Annotated in this window: 11 protein-coding genes; 8 read left to right on the forward strand and 3 right to left on the reverse strand. The window is 40.0% G+C overall.

The annotated features are described in order from the left end of the window. Positions 1–393 precede the first annotated feature (393 nt). Both EO114_RS03985 and EO114_RS03990 read left to right on the forward strand, forming a co-directional pair. Positions 394–11,337 carry an ESPR-type extended signal peptide-containing protein gene (locus EO114_RS03985; protein WP_127061669.1) on the forward strand — a complete coding sequence of 3,648 codons (10,944 nt, stop codon included), beginning with the start codon at positions 394–396 and terminating at the stop codon, positions 11,335–11,337. 173 nt (positions 11,338–11,510) lie between these two features. Next, a complete protein-coding gene (locus EO114_RS03990; RefSeq protein WP_127061671.1) occupies positions 11,511–12,206 on the forward strand; it encodes a hypothetical protein in 696 nt (231 codons plus the stop codon). 131 nt (positions 12,207–12,337) lie between these two features. On the opposite strand, the gene EO114_RS03995 is transcribed toward EO114_RS03990, so the two are convergent. After that, positions 12,338–13,549: an ISL3 family transposase gene (locus EO114_RS03995; RefSeq protein WP_127061673.1), complete on the reverse strand. Its 1,212-nt coding sequence runs from the start codon at positions 13,547–13,549 to the stop codon at positions 12,338–12,340. 358 nt (positions 13,550–13,907) lie between these two features. Here EO114_RS03995 and EO114_RS04000 point away from each other — a divergent pair, with 358 nt between their 5' ends. The 3 genes from EO114_RS04000 (at position 13,908) to pta (ending at position 16,077) form a co-directional block, all read left to right on the forward strand. Then, positions 13,908–14,162, forward strand: coding sequence for a DUF1653 domain-containing protein (locus EO114_RS04000; RefSeq protein WP_126941137.1), 255 nt, complete (start codon positions 13,908–13,910; stop codon positions 14,160–14,162). A 9-nt stretch (positions 14,163–14,171) separates the two neighbouring features. Further along, the gene (locus EO114_RS04005; protein ID WP_127061675.1) at positions 14,172–14,957 is read left to right on the forward strand and encodes an HAD-IIB family hydrolase; all 786 of its coding nucleotides are present in this window, start codon (positions 14,172–14,174) and stop codon (positions 14,955–14,957) included. 121 nt (positions 14,958–15,078) lie between these two features. After that, positions 15,079–16,077, forward strand: coding sequence for a phosphate acetyltransferase (gene pta / locus EO114_RS04010; RefSeq protein WP_127061677.1), 999 nt, complete (start codon positions 15,079–15,081; stop codon positions 16,075–16,077). Between the two features lie 652 nt (positions 16,078–16,729). Here pta and EO114_RS08050 read toward each other — a convergent pair. Continuing rightward, positions 16,730–16,819: a putative holin-like toxin gene (locus EO114_RS08050; RefSeq protein WP_370447304.1), complete on the reverse strand. Its 90-nt coding sequence runs from the start codon at positions 16,817–16,819 to the stop codon at positions 16,730–16,732. A gap of 233 nt (positions 16,820–17,052) precedes the next feature. On the opposite strand from EO114_RS08050, the gene EO114_RS04015 reads away from it, so the two are divergent. The 3 genes from EO114_RS04015 to EO114_RS04025 are packed head-to-tail and all read left to right on the forward strand — an operon-like array spanning position 17,053 to position 20,426. Beyond that, entirely contained in the window at positions 17,053–17,883 is an 831-nt protein-coding gene (locus EO114_RS04015) for an MBL fold metallo-hydrolase (protein WP_127011225.1), read from the forward strand. Further along, complete coding sequence (locus tag EO114_RS04020; protein ID WP_127061679.1) at positions 17,884–19,113, forward strand: DUF445 family protein; 1,230 nt, start codon at positions 17,884–17,886, stop codon at positions 19,111–19,113. Further along, positions 19,110–20,426, forward strand: coding sequence for a DUF445 domain-containing protein (locus tag EO114_RS04025; protein ID WP_127061681.1), 1,317 nt, complete (start codon positions 19,110–19,112; stop codon positions 20,424–20,426). The genes EO114_RS04020 and EO114_RS04025 overlap by 4 nt, the downstream gene beginning before the upstream one ends. 283 nt (positions 20,427–20,709) lie before the next feature. Here the strand turns inward: EO114_RS04025 and bioB are convergent, their stop codons facing one another. Continuing rightward, complete coding sequence (gene bioB, locus EO114_RS04030; protein ID WP_009353994.1) at positions 20,710–21,726, reverse strand: biotin synthase BioB; 1,017 nt, start codon at positions 21,724–21,726, stop codon at positions 20,710–20,712. Positions 21,727–21,769: the final 43 nt, after the last annotated feature.

A 21,769-nucleotide genomic window follows, 5' to 3' on the forward strand; every position in this document is an offset into this window, starting at 1 on the left:
TACATAAAATTAAAACTTAAATGAATTAATATGTAATAAATAAATAGTATATGAAGATAATGGTAGATAGTAAGAATATTGTTATTCTATAGATTACAGATAAATTGTGAAAGTTTTTTTAATTAGTTGTTGATAATGTATACAAATTCATGTATAATGATATCGAAATAATTTGAACTAGATTTACACAACAGATTATTTGCTAGGTCGTGGCTAACAAGTGTATGTAGAGTGTATGGTTCGTGTATAAATATTACTTTCCACGAAAGAACCTTTAGGAAGCTGAAGGTTTATTTTGATAGTAGAAGAATACTGGGTGAGAGGAATATAAGTTATTCTATGTAGTCGATGTATAGGACTTAGTTTATAAGTAATGTTGTAAAGGAGATTTATATGGGATTAAATCGGATTTATAAAGTAGTTTGGAACAAAACTAAGGGATGCTATGTAGTAGTGTCTGAATTAGCAAAGCGTGTAGGTCGTAATAAGGCGAAAGCGATTGTTATTAGCTCTGCTGCTATGGCTATGGCAGTAAGCCCTATTTTAACAAGTACAGTAGGTGCAGCTCTGAATCAGGCTGGTACAGGTTCTGATAACGCTGTAGCCCTTGGTGAAGCGGCAAATGCGAATCAGGCACGTGCTGTCGCTATAGGTAAAGGGGCAACAATTAGTAGTGGTCAAGATACCATTGCGATTGGTACTGAGACTAAGGCACAAGGTAACACTAGTATTGTCATCGGTAAAAATGCTAAAACCACAAATAATGCGGAAGGTACTGTGGTTATCGGCCGTGATGCATTCAGTGAAGGATCTGGTAAAGCGGATCGCCCTAATACAGTAGTGGGTCGTGGTGCCTACACAGCATTTGGTGCAAATGGGACGTATCGTATGAACGCGTCTACAGCTCTTGGTTTCCAAGCCGGTTCAGGTATTCGTGTGGATAGTAAAGCTAATAATAAACTAGTTGACAATAATACAAATGCCGATAGTAATGAAAATGTATTGGTAAAAGCAGGCTATGGGCTTCAAGATATTAAAGATGCAGCTCAAAAGGTTGAGATGGATAAAACCAAAGCCTTTTTACAAGCTGGATTTGCACATAATGGACTTGATAAAACGGGGGATAGTGGAAAAAGCACTGATATAGCAAACGGTTTAAGTTTCTATCGTAAAAGTGATATCAATGAAGCGACTGCCATAGGTGCGGAGGCTCGTGCCATCGGTGACCAATCTATTGCTATCGGTGGACAAGTGGTTGCTGGTGACGGTGTTGTTGCCTTAGGTGGTAATGATACAGATCAATTGCGTAATAATAAATACCAGGTGGTAACAGACGATGCAGTGAACAGAACGAATGTAAATACCATTGATGACTATAATTTAGCCTATACTGAAAGCACTACAACAGTAGCAGGACAATTCAAAAAACTTGTAAATCGTGATATGCCAACTGGATATCGATCCACGTATGGTCAATCTGGTTCCGTAGTTATCGGTATGGAAGCCCATTCCACAACGGCTTTGGGTACAGCTATCGGTACTAACTCCGTAGTACGTATGGGTGCTTTTGGTGCCACAGCTATCGGTGCTGGTTCTACGGTACAAGCAAATGCAGAAGCCGCAGTAGCTGTCGGTATGGGTTCCGTAGCGAATGGTGCCTATGCGTTAGCAGGTGGTACAGCATCTTGGGCGGAATATGGTGATATTGCCTTAGGTTACCAAGCGAAAGCAAGCGGTAAAGATGGTGCTATTGCTATGGGTCGTGCTACGAATGCACAAGGTGACTCTTCCATCATGATCGGTGGTGCAAATATCGCCTCTGCAGCGGCTCAAAATACAAGCTTTGAAAAAAGCAATGGCGCAGTAACTGAAAAAACAGTCATTGAAAAAATCAATGGTAAAGATGTAAAACGGAAATACACATTTGCCGGTACAACTAAAACTACTGGTACCGTAGCGGAAGCTTTTAAAGAACTAACTGGCCGTGATATGGATACGAGTGAGCTTAAGTTCGCGGAGGATAAATATAAAAATGGTCACGCCTCCACATCCTTAGGTGTACATGCATTATCTAGAGGTGATTTAGGTACAGCTATTGGTGCTGGTTCTCGTGCTGACTCAATTGGATCTGTAGCTTTAGGCGTAGGCGCTCGTGCTAATCGTCAAAATGCGGTGGCTATTGGTACTGGTTCTACTACTGATTTAGTAGGTACACGTCAATTAAGTGTAAGCTACGATAAAGATGGCAATGTTGTTGACGATAACTCACCAAATAAGGCGTATACGTTCAACTGGGCTGGTGGCACCAACACATCTGAAGGTGACGTAGTATCCTTTGGTAGTTCTGGGGCAGAACGTCAATTGAAAAACGTAGCAGCTGGTCGTGTAGCAGATGATTCTACAGATGCTATCAATGGTTCTCAGTTAAATTCTATTTCTAAAAAATTAGCTACAGGTTGGAACATTGCTGGTAATCCTAAAACTAAAGTGGCTGGTATTGGTACAGAAGACCAAGTAAACTTTGTAAATGGTAATGGTACAACAGTGACTGTTACGAAACAAGAAGAAGTAAAAAATGGTAATACTGTAACTACAGCTAAAGGTGCGAATGTAAAATTCGATGTTAACGCTGCAGATGGATCTATTACATCAGATGCAAATGGTATTTCTGTGAATACAGATGGTGATACAATTGGCAAAACAACAGATGGCAAACTAAAAGCTAATACTGGTACTATTAATACTGGTGATGACGGAAAAGCAGCTCCTAAGACAGGAGATGGAAATAAATTAGCCACTGTAGATACAGTGGTAAATGCTGTGAATAATGCTGCTTGGAAAGCAACTGCTGGAAGCGTTGATTCTGGTACAGAAACAGGTAAATCAGAAGAAAAGATTAAAGCTGGCGATGTAGTTACTTTCAAAGCTGGTGACAACCTTGCTATTAAACAAGATGGTAAAAACTTTATCTATTCCTTAAAACCTGAATTGACAGGTTTAACGAGTGCTGGTTTCAAAAATACTGCTGGTGATACCACTGTGATCGATGGCAATGGCATGACAATCACGCCAAAAGATGCGTCAGCAAAGCCAGTATCTTTAACAAAAGATGGCTTAGATAATGGTGGCAAAACAATTAAAAATGTTACATCTGGTTTGACAAATTATGATCCTGGAACACCAAAAGCAGGTCTTGTAGATTTAAGTAAACCAGCTACAGGTACTCCAGTTCCTGATACTACAGCGGCTACTGTAGGTGATTTACGTAATATGGGTTGGGTTGTATCTTCGGACAAAACGACAGGTGAATTAACAAAAGCCTACACAGACCAAGTAAAAAATGCTGACGAAGTAAAATTCGTAGGAGAAGGTGGCGTTACTGTATCTGGTAAAACAGAAAATGGTGTTCGTACTATTACTGTGAAAGCAGAGGCTCAAGAAATGCCTGAGCAACCTGTAAGTTATACAACTGCAGATGGTACGAAAGTATATCCTAAGACGGTAACAAAACCAGATGGAACTAAAGATGTTAAATACTATTCTGAGCCAGATGGAAAAGGCACTGAGATTCTTAAAGAGAATGTGATTGCATCTATCAATGGTCCAGAAGGCACTAAGGCACCAACTACATTATCTAATGTAGCAGGTAACTTGGATGGTGCTAAAAAAGATACAAAAGCGCCAACTACTGAACATGCTCCTGTTAATACAACAGATGCAGCAGCTCCTAACTATGTAAATCCTAATAATGCGGCTACTGTAGGTGACGTATTAAATGCAGGTTGGAATTTACAAAATAATGGCACTGCGAAAGATTTTGTAAAACCATATGACACTGTAAACTTCGTGAATGGTGCTAATACAACAGCAGTAGTAACTACGTCTGCAGATGGAACAACAAGTGATGTAACATACAATGTAACAGGATTACCTGTAACATACACAGATAAAGATGGTAAGCCAGTATCTAAAATTGGTGATAAATACTATCCAGTGAATGAGAAAGGTCAACCTATTACTCCAGATGGTAAACCAGCTGTAAAAACTAATGCAGAAGGTAAACCAGTTACAGAAGATGGCACTGTTATTGAGCCAGTAGATACTACAAAACCATTAAAAACTGCCTTAGTAAATCCAACTCCAGCAGGAGATAAAACAAATACAACAGATCCAACAGCATTAAATAATGTAACATCTGGTTTGAATAAATATGGTGATACAGTTGATGGTGCACAAGTACCAGGATCTACACCGGCGAATAATGGATTAGTAGATTTATCTAAACCAGCAGATGGTAGTGAGCCAAAAGTTAGCGATAACACAGCGGCTACTGTAGGTGATTTACGTAATATGGGTTGGATTGTATCTTCTGATAAAACAACTGGTAGTCTAGATACACCTTATACAGATACAGTGAAAAATGCTAACGAAGTGAAATTCGTAGGAGAAGGTACAGCCACAGTATCTGGTAAAACAGATGAGAAAGGTGTACGTACTATCACTGTAAAAGTGGATGATCAAGCATCTGCAAATAATGCGGTATCTCCTGTAGTATACACAGATGAAAATGGTGATCGTGTATATCCTACTGGTGAAAAAGATCCACAAGGTAACCCAATCTTCAAGAAAAATCCAGATGGTACTGGCGATACTGTAACTGGTCCAGTGAAAACAAGCATTAACGGACCAAAAGGTACAAAAACTCCCGCTACGTTGGACAATGTGAAACATAATTTACCAACTGTAAATGATACTGATAAAAAGGCATCTGATGTAGATGGTAATCCAATCGACGGTAAAAACAATACAGCTGCTCCTATTACAGCAGCAGATGCAGCTGATTTATTGAACCCAACAAAAGATGGAAAACCAAATCCTAAATTTGCTGGTAACAATGCAGCTACAGTATCTGATGTATTAAATGCAGGTTGGAACTTACAAAATAATGGCGAAGCTCGTGATTTTGTAAAACCATATGATACAGTAAACTTCGTAAATGGTGCTAATACAACAGCTGTAGTAACTACAGCAGCAGATGGCACAACAAGTGATGTAACATACAATGTAACAGGATTGCCTGTGACGTTCACAGATAAAGATGGTAAACCAGTATCTAAAATTGGTGATAAATACTATCCAGTGAATGAAAAAGGTCAACCAGTAAGTGAAAAAGGTAATCCAGCTGTAGGTACAAATAATGATGGTGATTTGGTAGATAAAGATGGAAATGTAATTAAACCAATTGATACAGCAAAAGATCCATTGAAATCTAATATGGTTAACCCTAATGTTGCTAATACAACAGAGAAACCAAATAACCAAACGACAAGTCCAACTCAATTGGGCAATGTAGCGAATGGTGCTAACACATTTGATCCAGTAGATGGCAAAAAATTAGGTAATGACGGTAAATGGTATAATGCAGCGGATGTACTTCCAAATGGTCAACCAAAAGAGAATGTACAACCAGTAGCAAAACCAGAAAACGTTGGCAAAGCAGGTTTGATTGACTTCAGCAACTCTAACCCTAATAATGCAGCTACTGTAGGTGATTTACAAAACTTAGGTTGGATTGTATCTGCAGAAGGAAACAACTACTCTGATCAAGTACGTAATGCTAACGAAGTGAAATTCGTAGGTGAAGGTACAGCTACAGTTACTGGTAAAACAGATGAGAATGGTGTACGTACTATCACTGTAAAAGTGGACGACCAAGTGTCTACGAATAATGCACAAACACCTGTAGTTTACACAGATAAAGATGGTAAGAAAGTATATCCAATTAAAGGTGATGATGGTACTGTAACATATCACACAACTCCAAATGGAAAAGGTGATAATGATGAAGTTGTACCAAATAATAATGTTGTTACATCTATCAATGGTCCTGAAGGTACAACAAGTCCAACAGAATTGAAAAATGTGAAAAACAACATTCCAGCAGTAAATGATGCTGATAAAAAAGTAACAAACCCTGATGGTACAGAAAAAGGAACTTCCGGAGATGTAAACAATATCAACAAAGCTCCATTGACAGCAACGGAAGCAGCTGACTTGCTGAACCCAACAAAAGATGGACAACCAAACCCTAACTTTGTGGGCAACAATGCAGCTACAGTATCCGATGTATTAAATGCAGGTTGGAACCTACAAAATAACGGCGAAGCTCGTGATTTTGTGAAACCATTTGATACTATAAACTTTGTAGATGGTGCGAATACAACAGCAGTAGTAACTACTAATGAAGATGGTACAACAAGCAATGTTACATACAATGTAACAGGATTGCCTGTGACGTTTACAGATAAAGATGGTAAGCCAGTATCTAAAATTGGTGATAAATACTACCCAGTAAATGAAAAAGGTGAACCAGTAAGTGAAGCAGGTAACCCAGTTGTAGGTAAAAATGATGATGGTGATTTGGTAGATAAAGATGGAAATGTAATCAAACCAATTGATACAGCAGCAAATCCATTGAAATCTAATTTAGTAAACCCTAATGTGGCTAACTCTGAAGCAGCTCCAAACAACCAAACAACAACTCCAACAACATTGAATAATGTGAAAAGTAATTTACCAACTGTAAATGATGCTGATAAAAAAGCATATGATGTAGATGGTAACCCAATCGATGGCAAAAACAATACAGCAGCTCCTATTACAGCAGCAGATGCAGCTGATTTATTGAACCCAACAAAAGATGGAAAACCAAATCCTAAATTTGCTGGTAACAATGCAGCTACAGTATCTGATGTATTGAATGCAGGTTGGAACTTACAAAACAACGGTACTGCGAAAGATTTCGTAAAACCATATGACACTGTAAACTTTGTGGACGGTGCTAATACAACAGCAGTAGTAACTACTAATGAAGATGGCACAACAAGCAATGTTACCTACAATGTAACAGGATTGCCTGTAACGTTCACAGATAAAGATGGTAAACCAGTATCTAAAATTGGTGATAAATACTATCCAGTGAATGAAAAAGGTCAACCGGTTACTCCAGATGGTAAACCAGCTGTAAAAACTAATGCAGAAGGTAAACCAGTTACAGTAGATGGTACTGTTATTGAGCCAATTGATACAAAAGCAAATCCATTGCAATCTAATTTGGTGAATCCTAATGTAGAAAATACAAAAGAGAAGCCAAATAACCAAACTACAAGTCCAACACAATTGGGTAATGTAGCGAATGGTGCTAATACATTCGATCCAGTAGAGGATAAAAAATTAGGTAATGATGGTAAATGGTATAATGCAGCGGACGTACTTCCAAATGGTCAACTGAAAGAGAATGTACAACCAGTAGCCAAACCAGATAATGTTGGTAAAGCAGGTTTGATTGACTTCAGCAAATCTAACCCTAATAATGCAGCTACGGTAGGTGATTTACAAAACTTAGGTTGGATTGTATCTGCAGAAGGTAATAGCTACTCTGATCAAGTACGTAATGCTAATGAAGTGAAATTCGTAGGTAAAGGTACAGCTACAGTCACTGGTGAAACAGATAAGAATGGTGTACGTACAATCACTGTGAAAGTGGACGACCAAGTATCTACGAATAATGCACAAACACCTGTAAACTATACTAATAAAGATGGTAAAAAAGTATATCCAGTAAAAGATGAAAATGGCAATGTGACTTACCATACAACTCCAGATGGAAAAGGTAAAGGAGATGAAACAGTACCAGCAGGTGATGTGATTACATCTCTAAATGGTCCTGAAGGTACAACCGCTCCAACAACATTGAATAATGTGAAAAACAATATCCCAGCAGTGAATGATGCTGATAAAAAAGTTACAAACCCTGATGGTACAGAAAAAGGAACTGCAGGAGATGTAAACAATATCAACAAAGCTCCATTGACAGCAACGGAAGCAGCTGATTTATTGAACCCAACAAAAGATGGAAAACCAAATCCTAACTTTGCTGGTAACAATGCAGCCACAGTATCCGATGTATTAAATGCTGGTTGGAACTTACAAAATAACGGCGAAGCTCGTGATTTTGTAAAACCATTTGATACTGTAAATTTCGTAAACGGTGGCAATACAACTGCAGTGGTAACTACAGCAGCAGATGGCACAACAAGCGATGTGACTTTCAATGTGACAGGCTTACCAATTACATATACAACAGCAGATGGTAAACCAGTATCTAAAGTGGGCGATAAATTCTACCCAGTAAATGAAAAAGGTCAACCAATTGGTCCAGACGGTAAACCAGCTGTTAAAACAGCTCCAAATGGTGACTTATTGGATAAAGCGGGTAATGTAATTCAACCAATTGATACAGCAAAAAATCCATTGAAATCTAATATGGTTAACCCTAATGTGGCTAATACAGCAGGTGCACCAAATAACCAAACTACGACTCCAACACAATTAGGTAATGTAGCGAATGGTGCGGAAACATTCAAACCTGCTGATGATGTAAAATTAGCGAATGATGGTAAATGGTATAATGCAGCAGATGTAAAACCTAATGGAGCACCAAAAACAGCAGAAGAAAACAATGGAAAAGAACCAACTCCAGTAGCTAACCCGTTGTCCACTAAAAATAAAGCTGGTGATATTCTTGAAAAAGGTAATGATGGTAACTGGTACAAAGCTAGTGATCTAGAAAATGGTGAACCTAAGCCTAATGTTGATGCACAAACTCCAGTGGTGAAACCAGACAATACTGAAAAAGCTGGTCTCGTAAACTTTGAAAACTCTAATCCTAACAATGCAGCTACAGTAGGTGATTTACAAAACTTAGGCTTTGTAGTAGCCGCGCATGACAATGGCTATGTTGAACAAATGCGTAATGCTAATAAAGTTGAGTTTAAAGGTAGCAACGGCGTACAAATAACAGGTAAAACATTAAAAGATGGTACTCGTGAAATTACAGTAGCTTTAAAAGAAGGTCGTGTAACAAACGATGTAATTATTACGAATGCAGATGGTACTGAAACACATGCTGTTCGTGGTGAAGATGGTAAAATTTACACAAAAGATCCTAAAACTGGTAAAGCTACGAAGACTGAAATCACAATAGCTCCTACAGATACTGTAACTAATGATGGTAATGCGTATGTAACTGGTAATTCTGTAGCGACAGCTATCCAAAAATCTGGTTGGAATATTGGTATTGGCTCTACAGATAAAGCTTTCAGTGAAAAGGCTAAAACTTATGAAAGAGTTAACCCTAAGGATAACGTAAAATATGTAAATGGTGCGAATACAACAGTATCTATGGCAGTGGATGCAGCAAAGGATAGAGATGGTACTACAGTTACTACAACGTATGTGAAAGTAGATGTAAACCGTGACCTTCATATTGACAGTGTAACAACTGGTGGTCCAGCGAAAGATAAAGATGGTAACCCATTGAAATTAGTAGATGGCAAATACTATCCTGAAAACGCGTTGGTAGAAGATGGAAAAGTATATCCAGCAGGTACTACTTTCATCGATGGTAAACCATATCCAGCAAATACAGTGATGATTGATGGTAAAGCATATCCAGCAGGCTCTGCAAAAGATCCTAAAACAAATGCAATTGTGAAAGACGGTCAACCAGCTCCAGAAGTACAACCTGTTACACCATTAACAGCGACAGACGTAGATAACGTGGCACCTGGTAAAGACGGTGCTATGACTGTGAAAGACGCTAAAGGTAACGATGGCGTATCTGCTACAGCTAAAGATGGTAAAGGTACTTTAACATTGAAAGATGCTGGCAAAGATGGCAAAGATGCTTCTCAAGTAAATATTTCTACAGCAAAAGCACCAGCTGATTTGGAAAATACACCAAAAGATGCAGTTCGTGCAAATGATGGTAACTGGTATGCACCTGCAGATGTTACAGTAGAAGTAAAAGATGGAAAAACTGTAGTAACACCAAAAGCAGGTAAAACTCCGATTCCAAATGCACCAACTATGGATCGTATCCAATACACAGGTACAGATGGTAAACCTCGTAATGTAGCTACTATGGATGATGGCCTTCGTTTTGTAGGTGATGATGGGGAAACTATCAGTAAACCGTTGAATTCTACTATGGAATTTACAGGTGGTAACCGTGAAGATACTGGTAAACCAGTAGCGAAAGCTGCTACAACAACAGGCAACATCGGCGTATTCAATACAGATGGTAAATTGTCTATTCAATTAGCAAAAGACTTAGATAAATTGAACAGCGCTAACTTTGAAAGTAAAACTGACAAAGCAGGCAACCCATTGAAAGTTGTGGACGGTAAATACTATCCTGAAAAGGCTGTGGTAAAAGAAGGCAAAGTATATCCTGAAGGTACTGTGATTATCGATAACAAACCATATCCAGCAGGCACTACAAAAGATGCAGCAGGTAAAGTGGTGAACAACGGTAAACCGGCGACAGAAGCAACACCGATTAACCCAATCGATAGTAAACAAGTACAAGACGGTCCTACATCTAGATTGACTGGTACAGGATTGACTTTCAATACACCAACACCTAAGGATGAAAAGGGTAACCCATTAGTATTAGTGGATGGCAAATACTATAAAGCTGATAATTTAGAAAATGGTAAACCAAAAGCTGATGCAAAACCTGAACCTGTAAAACCGGCACAATCTACTGCATTTACTCCAGATGGATTGGTGGTAACTCCAGAAACGGCTAAAGTAAGAGATGCGAATGGCAACCCTGTCCTTGATAAAGATGGTAGAGAAGTGGTAGATCCTACGAAAGTAGTATCCTTCGGCTCTCCAACTATCGTGGTTGACCCTAAAACAGGAAAACCAATGGTAGATCCAAAAACTGGGGATCCAGTGATGAAATCTGGCATCTCTGCAGGTGGTCAAGTGATGGCGAATGTGGCACCAGGTGTCCTTGATACAGATGCGGTTAACGTATCTCAGTTGAAAGGTGTAGCGAATAACATCAATATGCGTATGAACCGTATGGGTGCGCAAGCTGCAGCTATGGGTGCATTACGTCACTTACAATATGATCCATTAGAGCCAACAACAATTATGGCTGGTGTGGGTACATATAAAGGTGAAGCTGCCTTAGCATTAGGTATTGCACATTACAAAAATGAGTCTACCTTATTCCATGCAGGAGCATCTATCGGTAGCCGTGGTGATGAATTAATGGCGAACGCAGGTGTGAGCTGGAAATTTGGATCCCGTGCAGATGAAACGGCAGTAAAAGACACATTCCGTCAAGGTCCTATCAGTTCTTCTTATACTTTACAAGATAAAGTATCAGCCTTAGAAGCACAAAACCAAGTGCAAAAAGATGAAATTAACACATTAAAAGCGCAATTGGCGGAAGTACTTCAATATATTAAAAAAGGGTAATAGATAGATGTTCCTATGCGTAGAACCTGTGAAAGCATTTGCTTTCACAGGACCTACCATGGGTATTGAATCGATTCGATATTGTATACATAACTACACTTGTTGTATAATGAAAAAATACAGAGGTATGTACTTATAGAAATGAATAGGTATATTAGATAGGAGATAGAACCGTGAAGAAACTAGTATTAACAGCAGCGTTGTTAGCAACAGCAACATCTGGCTTTGCGATGGGAGATACGTTGTTCGATCAAAAGAACCCAGCTCATATCGTAACACCAGCAGCAGGCTACGAAATTGAAGTGGCTACACCAGAAACAGTGGAAGCCTTAGAAGAATTAGGTGTTACCTTAGAGCGTGTGTACGAAGTACACAAAGACTTGGTGTATCGTCACGAGCGTGGTGAGCGTTTGACAGATCGCCAACATCGTTATGCGGAACATGATGTGAACCATGAGTTCTTGCGTGTTCTAGATCGCAACTTGACAAACCGCGTGGAGTTCTTTAAACGTGCTCATAATTGGAATGGGGACAATAAATACGAACACACTGCGAACTATCAAGTATTCTTGAACAAACACAATAAACATGCGAAAGAAGCGGTAAATGGATATAGCAACAGCTATGGCTGGAATGTATTGCGTGCTGTCCGTCAAGATGCATTAGATAATGTAAAAGCTGTGTTTGACGAAAAAGGTGAAGACACACGTGGTGAAGACATTGTTAACGCTATGAAACATGCGGCAGAAAAAAATGCATTAACTGTGAATAGTGAAGAGCTTCGTTTTTATATTAACGAACTTGTTTGGTACACAGCAAAACAAACAGCAAAAGAAACAAATAAACAATTATCTCATGTTTTAAAATAATTTGAGAGATTTATAGGATCGCAGGATCCTGTTTGAAGTGATAGAGAATGATTTGTCAGATGGCAATCATTCTCTATTTTTATAGGCTCTTTGTCAAATGTTGGGGCTACTCATATAAAAAGTTCTTAGCACTAGCTATTCAAATAGCTGGTGCTATTCTTTTTGCTTAATAGAAGTATACGAACTCTGAAGCGTTCAAAATGACGTAACCCATAACTTATTCTCTTTAACACCTTAATATTATTATTACATCTTTCTGTAAAACCATTGGAATAGGGTAATACAAAGGCATTAACAATTTGAGGGAACCAACTAATAAAGGAGACTTTAAAATTACTAAACTCTGGTAGATGACTGCTTTCTACTGCTTTTAACCATAATTGTATATATCTTTCTATGTTAGGTATGCTGTATATCTTAAATATCTTTCTAAAGGCTAATCTAAACCCATACGCCTGTCGTAAGTCATCGGATATATGCAATATTTCTAGCAGCTTTACTCGCTCGCTTTCAGTTAATGTATCCGGATTCTTCATAAGGATCCTTCGGTTATATTTGAGCATCCTAGAGTGTGCTACTAATTGCTTTTGCTCACGCTTACGTACTCGCTCGAGAGCCCAATCTACCAAGCGACACACATGGTAACGATCTGCCACAATATGTGCATGAGGGAACATAGTTTGCATCACTAACTTAAATAGTGGAGACATATCCATGACGATGTATTTAACCTGCGCTCTAGCTTTCTTAGAAAAGGCTTTAAAGTATTGGATAAGAGCGCTCGCATCTCGTTTGGGTAAAATATCCACGATAGAATGATTCCTCAAATCGGTTATGATGACTTGGTACACGTGCCCCTCAGCATTTCCTTTATATTCGTCAATACCTAGTACAGTCGGTAATTGCGCAGGCTTTGGAATGGCTAATTTAGAGCAATACCGAATGACTGTGGATACAGAAACATCACTGCGTTTAGCCATCTCAGTGAAGGATCCTTTTTCACTGAGTTGTCTAAATAGATATTCCATATTAGTTTTACTAAGGCGCAAATAACGACTAACAAAAGGGTTCTTTTCTATGAAAGTGTGATTACACTCCTGACATTTGTAACGTCTTTGTAAGTAGGTTGCAGTCACTGTATGATGCTGTATAGCACCAAATTTAACGTCTCTAGGTCGTTTGCCTTTAGACTTCCTAGTGCTCGCTCCACAATGAGGACACACTTGCTCAGCTACAGGCATCTCAAGAGTAAAGTGAACAGAACCGTCCTTATTTACTCTTGTATGTTTGATATATTCCTCTTTGATTTTAAAGATAATTTCTGTATAATTAACTGTAGACATATATGACTCATCCTTTCTTATTTGTGTAGTTACTTTTATGATACGGTATGAGTTTGTATATGTCTATTTTATTGCAAAAAAAGAATGTTGGCGACTACTCTTATATGAGTAGCCCCAACATTTAGTATAGAGCCTTTTTATATTGGATACATGTGTTATCCTATAGTATTCACTATAAAAACAATCTGCTATAGTACTAAGGAAAGCTATATAAATCGTTAGAGGAATAGTGTATACTATATGTATGATATGGAATACTTGGAATATTGAAAGTACTTTCGTTCTACGAAAGATGATGTGTTATAACACTATACTATATACTATTGTATACGTTATATAAGTATAAGAAAGGATACCTATGCAAGAAATTGTAGTAGGCGGTTTATATCGTCATTTTAAAGGCATGTTATATTATGTGATTGATATTGCTATTCATTCCGAAACAGATGAGCCTCATGTAGTGTACCAACAGTTGTATGGTGAGCGGAAAACATTTGTACGTCCCCTAGTGATGTTTGCTAGTGAAGTGGACCATGAGAAATATCCTGATGTTAAGCAGAAAGATCGCTTTCAGTTGGTCAATGGTTGGGATGTAGAACAGCAGTTGCGGTAAGGAGGTTCTGTGAATAGGAAATATTTTTTCTTTGATATTGATAATACACTAGCAGTGTGGCCTGATGGAACGATTCCTGAAAGTGCTCAATACTCCTTGGAGTATTTGCAGGATACAGGGCATCACGTGGCGCTTGCTACGGGTCGTTTACAGGCAGATGCTATGCGCTTTGCCAAGATGGCAAAGACTCCGAATTTTGTGGCTGATGGAGGCTATAGCATTACAGAAAATTATGAAGTGCAATGGATGCAGGGCATGGACAGGGACCGCTGCGTGCAGTACCTTAAGTATTTAACAAGCCACAATGTGCCTTGGGGGGTCACACATAAAAACGAATTTGTTCGCATTACTCCTTATGAAAGTGTCCTAGCATGGGATCCGAAGTGGGAGATGATAAAAAATGAAGTCGTACCAGACTTGGTACCTGAGGATATTGAACACTTTTACAAGGTCTATGCATTCATTACAGAAGAAGAGGAACAGCGCCGTGGTATTGTACATATGACGAAGGATTTAATTCGCTATGGGGAAGGATGCATTTTGTTTGAACCTATGGATAAGGCCTATGGAATCCAGAAAATGATGGATCGTTTTTGTGCATCCTACCAAGATGTGATCGTATTTGGGGATGGATATAATGACCTGTCCATGTTCCGACCAGATTGGCTGAACATTGCCATGGGAAATGGCCGTGATGCTCTGAAAGAAAAAGCTGACTATGTGACTGCATCTTGCTATGATGATGGAATTTATAAAGCATTACAACATTTTGGTTTTATACCGAAGCAGTTTTAGTATGAATGAAGTAGATAGTATACTTTCATCATAACTATATGAAGCGGTTTGAACATCAAAATTAGTTATAGTATAATAAAGCGTAGATATATCGAAATGGGTCTTAAAAGGAGGACATACCATGGATTTAATTCAAAGTTTAAAAGAGCAAGCAAAAGGCTTGGGTAAAAAAATTGTATTGCCAGAATTCGAAGATAGCCGTGTCATCGAAGCAGCGGCTGCGATTTTGAAAGAAGGTTTCTGCGTGCCTGTATTGGTTGGTGCAGAAGATAAAATTCAAGCGGCAGCTACAGCAGCTGGTGTATCTTTGGAAGGTGCTGAAATCATCAACCCAGCTACATTCGGCGAATTAAACAAAATGGTAGATACATTTGTAGAATTGCGCGCGAAAAAAGGCATGACACCTGAAAAAGCACGCGCTACTATGACTGGCGATGCGTTATTCTTCGGTGCTATGCTAGTGCGTTTAGGTTTGGCTGACGGCATGGTAGCAGGTTCTGCTAGCCCTACAGCAAACGTACTTCGTGCAGCTATCCAAGTAGTAGGTACACAAGCTGGTTTGAAAACTGTATCCAGCTCTATGCTTGTGATCACTGATAAAAAAGAGTATGGCGATGATGGCCTATTAATCTTCTCCGATTGCGGCGTTATTCCTAATCCAACATCTGAACAATTGGCTGATATCGCTGAGTCCAGCGTTGGTAAAGCTCGTTCCGTGGCAGGTATGAAAGAGCCTCGCGTATCCTTCTTGTCCTTCTCCACAAAAGGATCTGCTTCTTCTCCAGAAGTTGATAAAGTGGTAGCAGCTGTAGAAGACTTGAAAGGCCGTAACGTTGACTTCGCATTCGATGGGGAATTGCAATTAGATGCGTCCATCGTTCCATCTGTAGCAGAACGTAAAGCTCCAGGATCCAATGTAGCTGGTAAAGCTAACATCTTGATTTTCCCTGACTTACAAGCTGCTAACATTGGTTATAAATTAGTACAACGCTTTGCTGGCGCTACTGCTATCGGACCAATCATCCAAGGTTTGGCAAAACCAATCCATGACCTTAGCCGTGGTTGCTCCGTAAGTGATATCGTTGACCTTTGCGCGATTGCTGCAGTGGAAGCAAAATAAGTCGTCTCTGGTTACGTTATGTAGCCTGTGGGTCGTCTCTGGTTGCCCTATGTAATCTTGTGGCTAACCTTGTTAACTAAATAGAAAGGCGTGGCACATTCCTTCGCAAACGGTATTTCATAATGTTTGCTCAGGAACATGCCACGTCTTTTTTTGTTTATGCAATTTAGGCAGTAAAGGGTGCCACAAGATGTGCTACGTACAACTGTATTCCTCAGTGAAGAGCACGACACATTCCTCCGCAAACTGATCCTGCGGTAGGTTTGCTCCGGAACATGTCGTGCTCTTCTTGCGTTTATGTGATTTGGTCAGTAAAAACGCCACAAGGCTACTACACCTAACGGCATTCCTCAGAAAAAGAAGTCCTAAAATGCTTATGGCTCACATGGGTATTAAATAATAGAAGCAATTCTATTTCCCACAACGAAAGGTCATAGACTTTCACAAGAAAACCATCCTGAGGTGCATACCTTGGGAGGGTTTTTCTAATTTGTGCTTTTAGTGTTACCTGACATGTGATATAATGGGAATATAAAAAGAGAGCCAATAACGTGGTGGTAGCGTTAGGCTCATCTGGGATATAGAATGGGCCTAACGTGCATAAGTAGTAGGAATACTTATTATAGCGTTAGGCTTTTCACATATTTAAAGATTATTTCTTCAAATAAGTGAGTAATGCTAATAGGAACATAGCGAATAAAATCATGATAGAAATTGCTTCGAATACGGTTATATTACTCACCTCCCTTACTAAGTAAGAAAGATGAACCTAACTCACGTTAGAGACTCTCATGGCTATAGTATATCATAATAATATTCGTAATGTGAAAAATAAAGTAATTACTAATAAAAGGGCAATCCGTTTTCTAATCTTTTGTAGGTTGATTGGGCGTGACAGATTGCCTTTTTATATATGTGAAAAGGAAAATATGTTATAATGAAGGTAATCAATAAAATTATCAATTAGGAGTTAATATGAAAGTTACCTATTTAGAACATAGCGGTTTTGTCATTGAAGATGGCAGACGGGCCTATGTATTTGATTACTGGAAAGATCCAGCCGGAGTGATAGATACATTAGTAGCACAAGGTTACGAGTTACATGTTTTTGTATCCCATATCCATCATGACCATTACGTGAAATCAATTTTCAAATATTTACCATATATACACAGTGTTTGGTACCATGAAGATGTGCCAGCTTTGCGAGATATTTTCAAGGAATTGCAGGAGACAGCAGGGGATAAGCAAGATGCTGAGAAAGCTAGTTTGGTGTTAGAAAGAATCAAACAAGGGTGTTCTAATCAAGGCCAAAATATGACAGAGAAACATCTAACAGAAGAATTGGTACAACATGTGTTTTCTTTGCACTCCATGAAAGTAGGCGACACATTAGAATCAGATAATCTGACTGTCACTATGTTTGGTTCCACTGATGAAGGCGGTTCATTCTTGGTGGATACAGGTACGCATCGCATCTTTCACGCAGGAGATTTAAACTGGTGGCATTGGTCTGGAGATACGCCTGAGAATATTGCAGAGGCAAAAGCGTTAAAGGAGAAAGAATTTGCACCTCTAATAGGTTTGTCTGTGGATATTATGATGTTTCCTGTAGATGCTCGATTAGAAGTAGCTCGTGAGTGGGGAGCCTTAGAAGTGTTAGGTATAATGAACACGAAACTATTTATTCCTATGCATGCCAATGGATCTATTTGGGTGCCCTCGGAAACATTCCGCCACACATACCCAAACCAACGTTGCTGGATTCCGGAACAACCGGGTGATGTAATAGAGGATGTGAACTAAATGACAGTGTGGTTACAACGTCATGGAGCAACGGCGTTACTAGTACTGATGAGTGTCATATTCTTAGTCTCCTATCCCTTGCATAGAGATCCTTTATGGGGTCTCATCACGCATATTTCAGGGGCTGCCATGATTGGTGGCTTAGCTGACTGGTATGCGGTGACAGCACTGTTTACGAAACCCTTGGGGATTCCTTTCAAAACGGCGCTCATCCCTAGGAATAAGGAACGGTTCGTGGAAATGGCACGGCATATGATGGTGGACGAACTCCTTCGGGTATCTCATATGTACGAGGTACTGAAACAGGAACGTGTACCAGGGCGGATTGTGTCATTTATGAATAGTGCCACTGGTCGGGGATATGTTCACGTGTGTTTTGAGGAACTGAAAGACCATGTGTTGCCCCATGTGAAAGAAAATTTACTGCAAGAACAATTGCTAGGGCATATCAAGAATGGTGTGGAATCTTGGCGAGTGACACCTTTTGTGGTTAGTTTGTGTCGTCAACTGTTAGAACGAGAACGAGCAGAGGTGCTATGGATGCATATCAACCGTATGCTTCAACGATTGCTAGCGGCGGAAGGGATTCGCCCCTACTTATTAGGGCTAGTATCCTCTGTGATGAATCGCTATGCAGACAATTCATTTTTGCGAGAATTGGCATTAGCATTAGGTGGGGAGTCACTTTCACCGGAATACATTACACACATGATACAGGTGAAAGGCTGTGCTTATTTAATGAGCCAAGAATCCTTGCAGTCGCCCTTGGGGTCTGCGGTATACACGAAGGCTCGGTGGGCTGTGGATGAACTAGCACAGAATGGACAGTGGCAACGGAAATTAGAAGATAAAAAAAATGCTTGGTTCCGGGAGTTCATCGAAGACGGCTATGTGTTGGAAGATACCTTAGACTTAGCGCGCTATGTAGAGCAAGGAGAAGCGGAATTATATCATTTCTTTGAGCGCTTGGAAACGAATGCTGTGAAAGGTCGTAAGGCAGAGCGATTTATTCTATTCCAATTGTTGCATGTCTTAAATTACGTACGCCCTTGGATTGAACAGATCGTCGTGCGCGAGATGAATCGATTCACGGCAGAGGAAATTACCCGCATATTACAATCTAAATTGGGCTATGATTTACAGATGATACGCATTAATGGGTCCTTGGTAGGTGCTATTTTAGGCGGTCTCTTCTACGGATTGACCTTGCTGAAAGGAGGGATTGTATGAGCCCTCGTGTTATAGAAATACCAAGAACGCCCTATACAACCTATGCGAATCGCTTGCTGCTCACCATGGCGGTTTTGTTTGGCTTGGTGTGGTGGGGACAGTGGTATATCACAGCTCCTTGGTATGATGGTTTGTATTGGTTTGTCCAATCGGCCCTCATCGGTAGCGTAGCGGACTGGTTTGCGGTGACTGCTTTATTTCGAAAACCTTTGGGTGTGTCCTTTCATACTGAACTGATTCCGCGGAATAAGAATCGCCTTATTGAGGGGATTATCCGCATGGTGAATACGAAACTTCTCACCTATGATCAATGTAAAAGGGCTATTGAACGGGTACAGTTTGTACCGTTTATAGACCAATATATTCGTAGTGATGTAGGACGGAATACGGTGCGCCAAGGGATTGCCACCGTGCTGTCGGAGTTGTGGGAGCGACGTAGTGATCGGGAGTGGGCCCAATGGGGTGCACAACGGTTGCGGAAATTTTTGCATAATCAGTCTTTTATCGGTCCTATGCAACAGACTTTACTACATGTGTGTGAGCACAATCGTTATGAAAGTGTGGTCATTCGCGGCATCGACTATTTGCAGAGGGCTCTGTATACACCGAAGGCACAGCAATGGCTAGAAGCGGTTATTGAGGAAGAAATCGAAAAGCGCAAGAAAGATGTAGTGTCTGCCATGCTCATTGGACTTTCAGAAGGATTGAACATCGTGAACGTCCAAGAAATGGCACGGGCCATCATCGAAGAAGTGCATCAAATGTTGGAGTGCTGGAAACAGCCGAACAGTACGGAACGCCTCGTGTGGTTGCATCAATGGGTAGGACCTTTGCAACATATGGCGTCGAACCGAAGCATCACAAAGACCTTGGACGATGCTATTCAACAGTGGATCGATGTGCAAGATTGGGAGCTCATGTTAGAAGAGTATGTATGCCCACGGATTCGTGAAGGCATGGTATCTGCGGATGGGACATCGCCAATGGCCATTGCGTTGGAATCGAGTTTTCAAGAGTTGTGGAATCATTACTGTGAAGAGCCGGGCATGGTGGAACGGTTAGAAGAAGCCTTAACTCATATTATGCTGCACATTGCTTCGAAGAGCCATGGGTTTATCGGTATCATCATCCGTGAAGTACTACAAAGCTTAAGTACAGAACGGTTCATCCATTTTATTGAAAGTAAGGTGGAAGAAGACCTTGCTTGGATCCGCATTAACGGTGCCCTCGTAGGCGGCGTAGCAGGATTGGGGACCTGGTTGTTCTTGTATTATGTGTATGAGCCAGTGTTGCATGGACTAGGAATACTATAATTTCTAGAAAATATTTTATAGTGTAAGCGGAGTGCAGTTCTATAGTGTGGATGTATTTCGATTGGAATAGAATGTATATGGCTGTTTTCTGATTGGATTAATAGTATATAGGATACACGTTCTGTGATGCGCATTGTTTAGCAAATCGAATATATATTAAAAAACAGGGGACCCAGATTCGATGGAATCGGGTCCCCTGTTCTCATTTGAAAGTTCTATATGGTTGCAGCTCTCTAATTGAGACATATAGGTAATGAAAAGTTTCGTTGTTACAGTGATAGGATTATGCTTCTTGCACGGTGTTAAGGTTGAGCTCCAAGTCTTTGATCATTTGTAGATCATCTAATGGAGAGCGACCAGCTGTTGTTAGGTAACCACCCACCATAATACCGTTCAAACCACCTTTTAATGCGTAAGATTGTAAGTCACGAAGGTTCACTTCACGACCGCCAGCCGTACGAATCAAAGCCTTTGGCAATACGAAACGGAACACAGCAAAGGTTCGAAGAATTTCCAATGGAGGAATTGGTTTATTGTTTTCGAATGGTGTGTTCTTGATAGGGTTAAGAATGTTCAAAGGAACGGAGTCTACCCCTAATCGTTTTAACTCGAATGCCATTTCAACACGTTGCTCTTTGGTTTCATTCAATCCCAAGATACCGCCGGAGCAAACACGAATGCCTGCCTTTTGTGCATTGGAGATAGTGAACATTTTATCTTCATAAGAGTGTGTTGTACAAATGTCTGGGAAATGGCTTGGTGCTGTTTCGATGTTGGAGTGATAACGTGTCACACCAATTTCTTTTAATTGCACGGCTTGCTCGTAAGTCAATAAACCAAGGGAGCAACAAATCTCTAACCCAGTTTCTTTACGAATACGAGTGAGAGCGCTCAAGATTTGCTCGAACTCTTTTGGGTTGTTTGTGTTACGGCCACTTGTAACGATGGAGAAGCGGATAGCGCCAGCTTCTTTCGCTTTTTTAGCAGCGTTAACGATTTCATCCTCTTCCATGAAAGGATACACAGTAACACCAGTGTCATGATGGGCGGATTGAGCACAGAATTTACAGTTTTCTGGGCATTTACCGGAACGGGCGTTCACGATGGCACATAGGTCTACTGTATCGTCATTGAACTTTTGACGGATTTTATCAGCCATAGCTAAAAGAATCATAGTGTCTTCGTCAGATGTGTGAATCAGCTGCTCTGCCTCTTCACGAGTGATCTCGCCACCATCTAATACTTTTTGCGCGTAGGCTATGATTGTTTCATAGGAAATAGATTTGGATACAGTTTCCATAATTACACCTCGTAATAGTTGTTTGATTTTAATGACTACATCA

Origin of the sequence: Veillonella sp. 3627, from assembly GCF_003992195.1 — a bacterium.
Classification (GTDB): domain Bacteria; phylum Bacillota; class Negativicutes; order Veillonellales; family Veillonellaceae; genus F0422.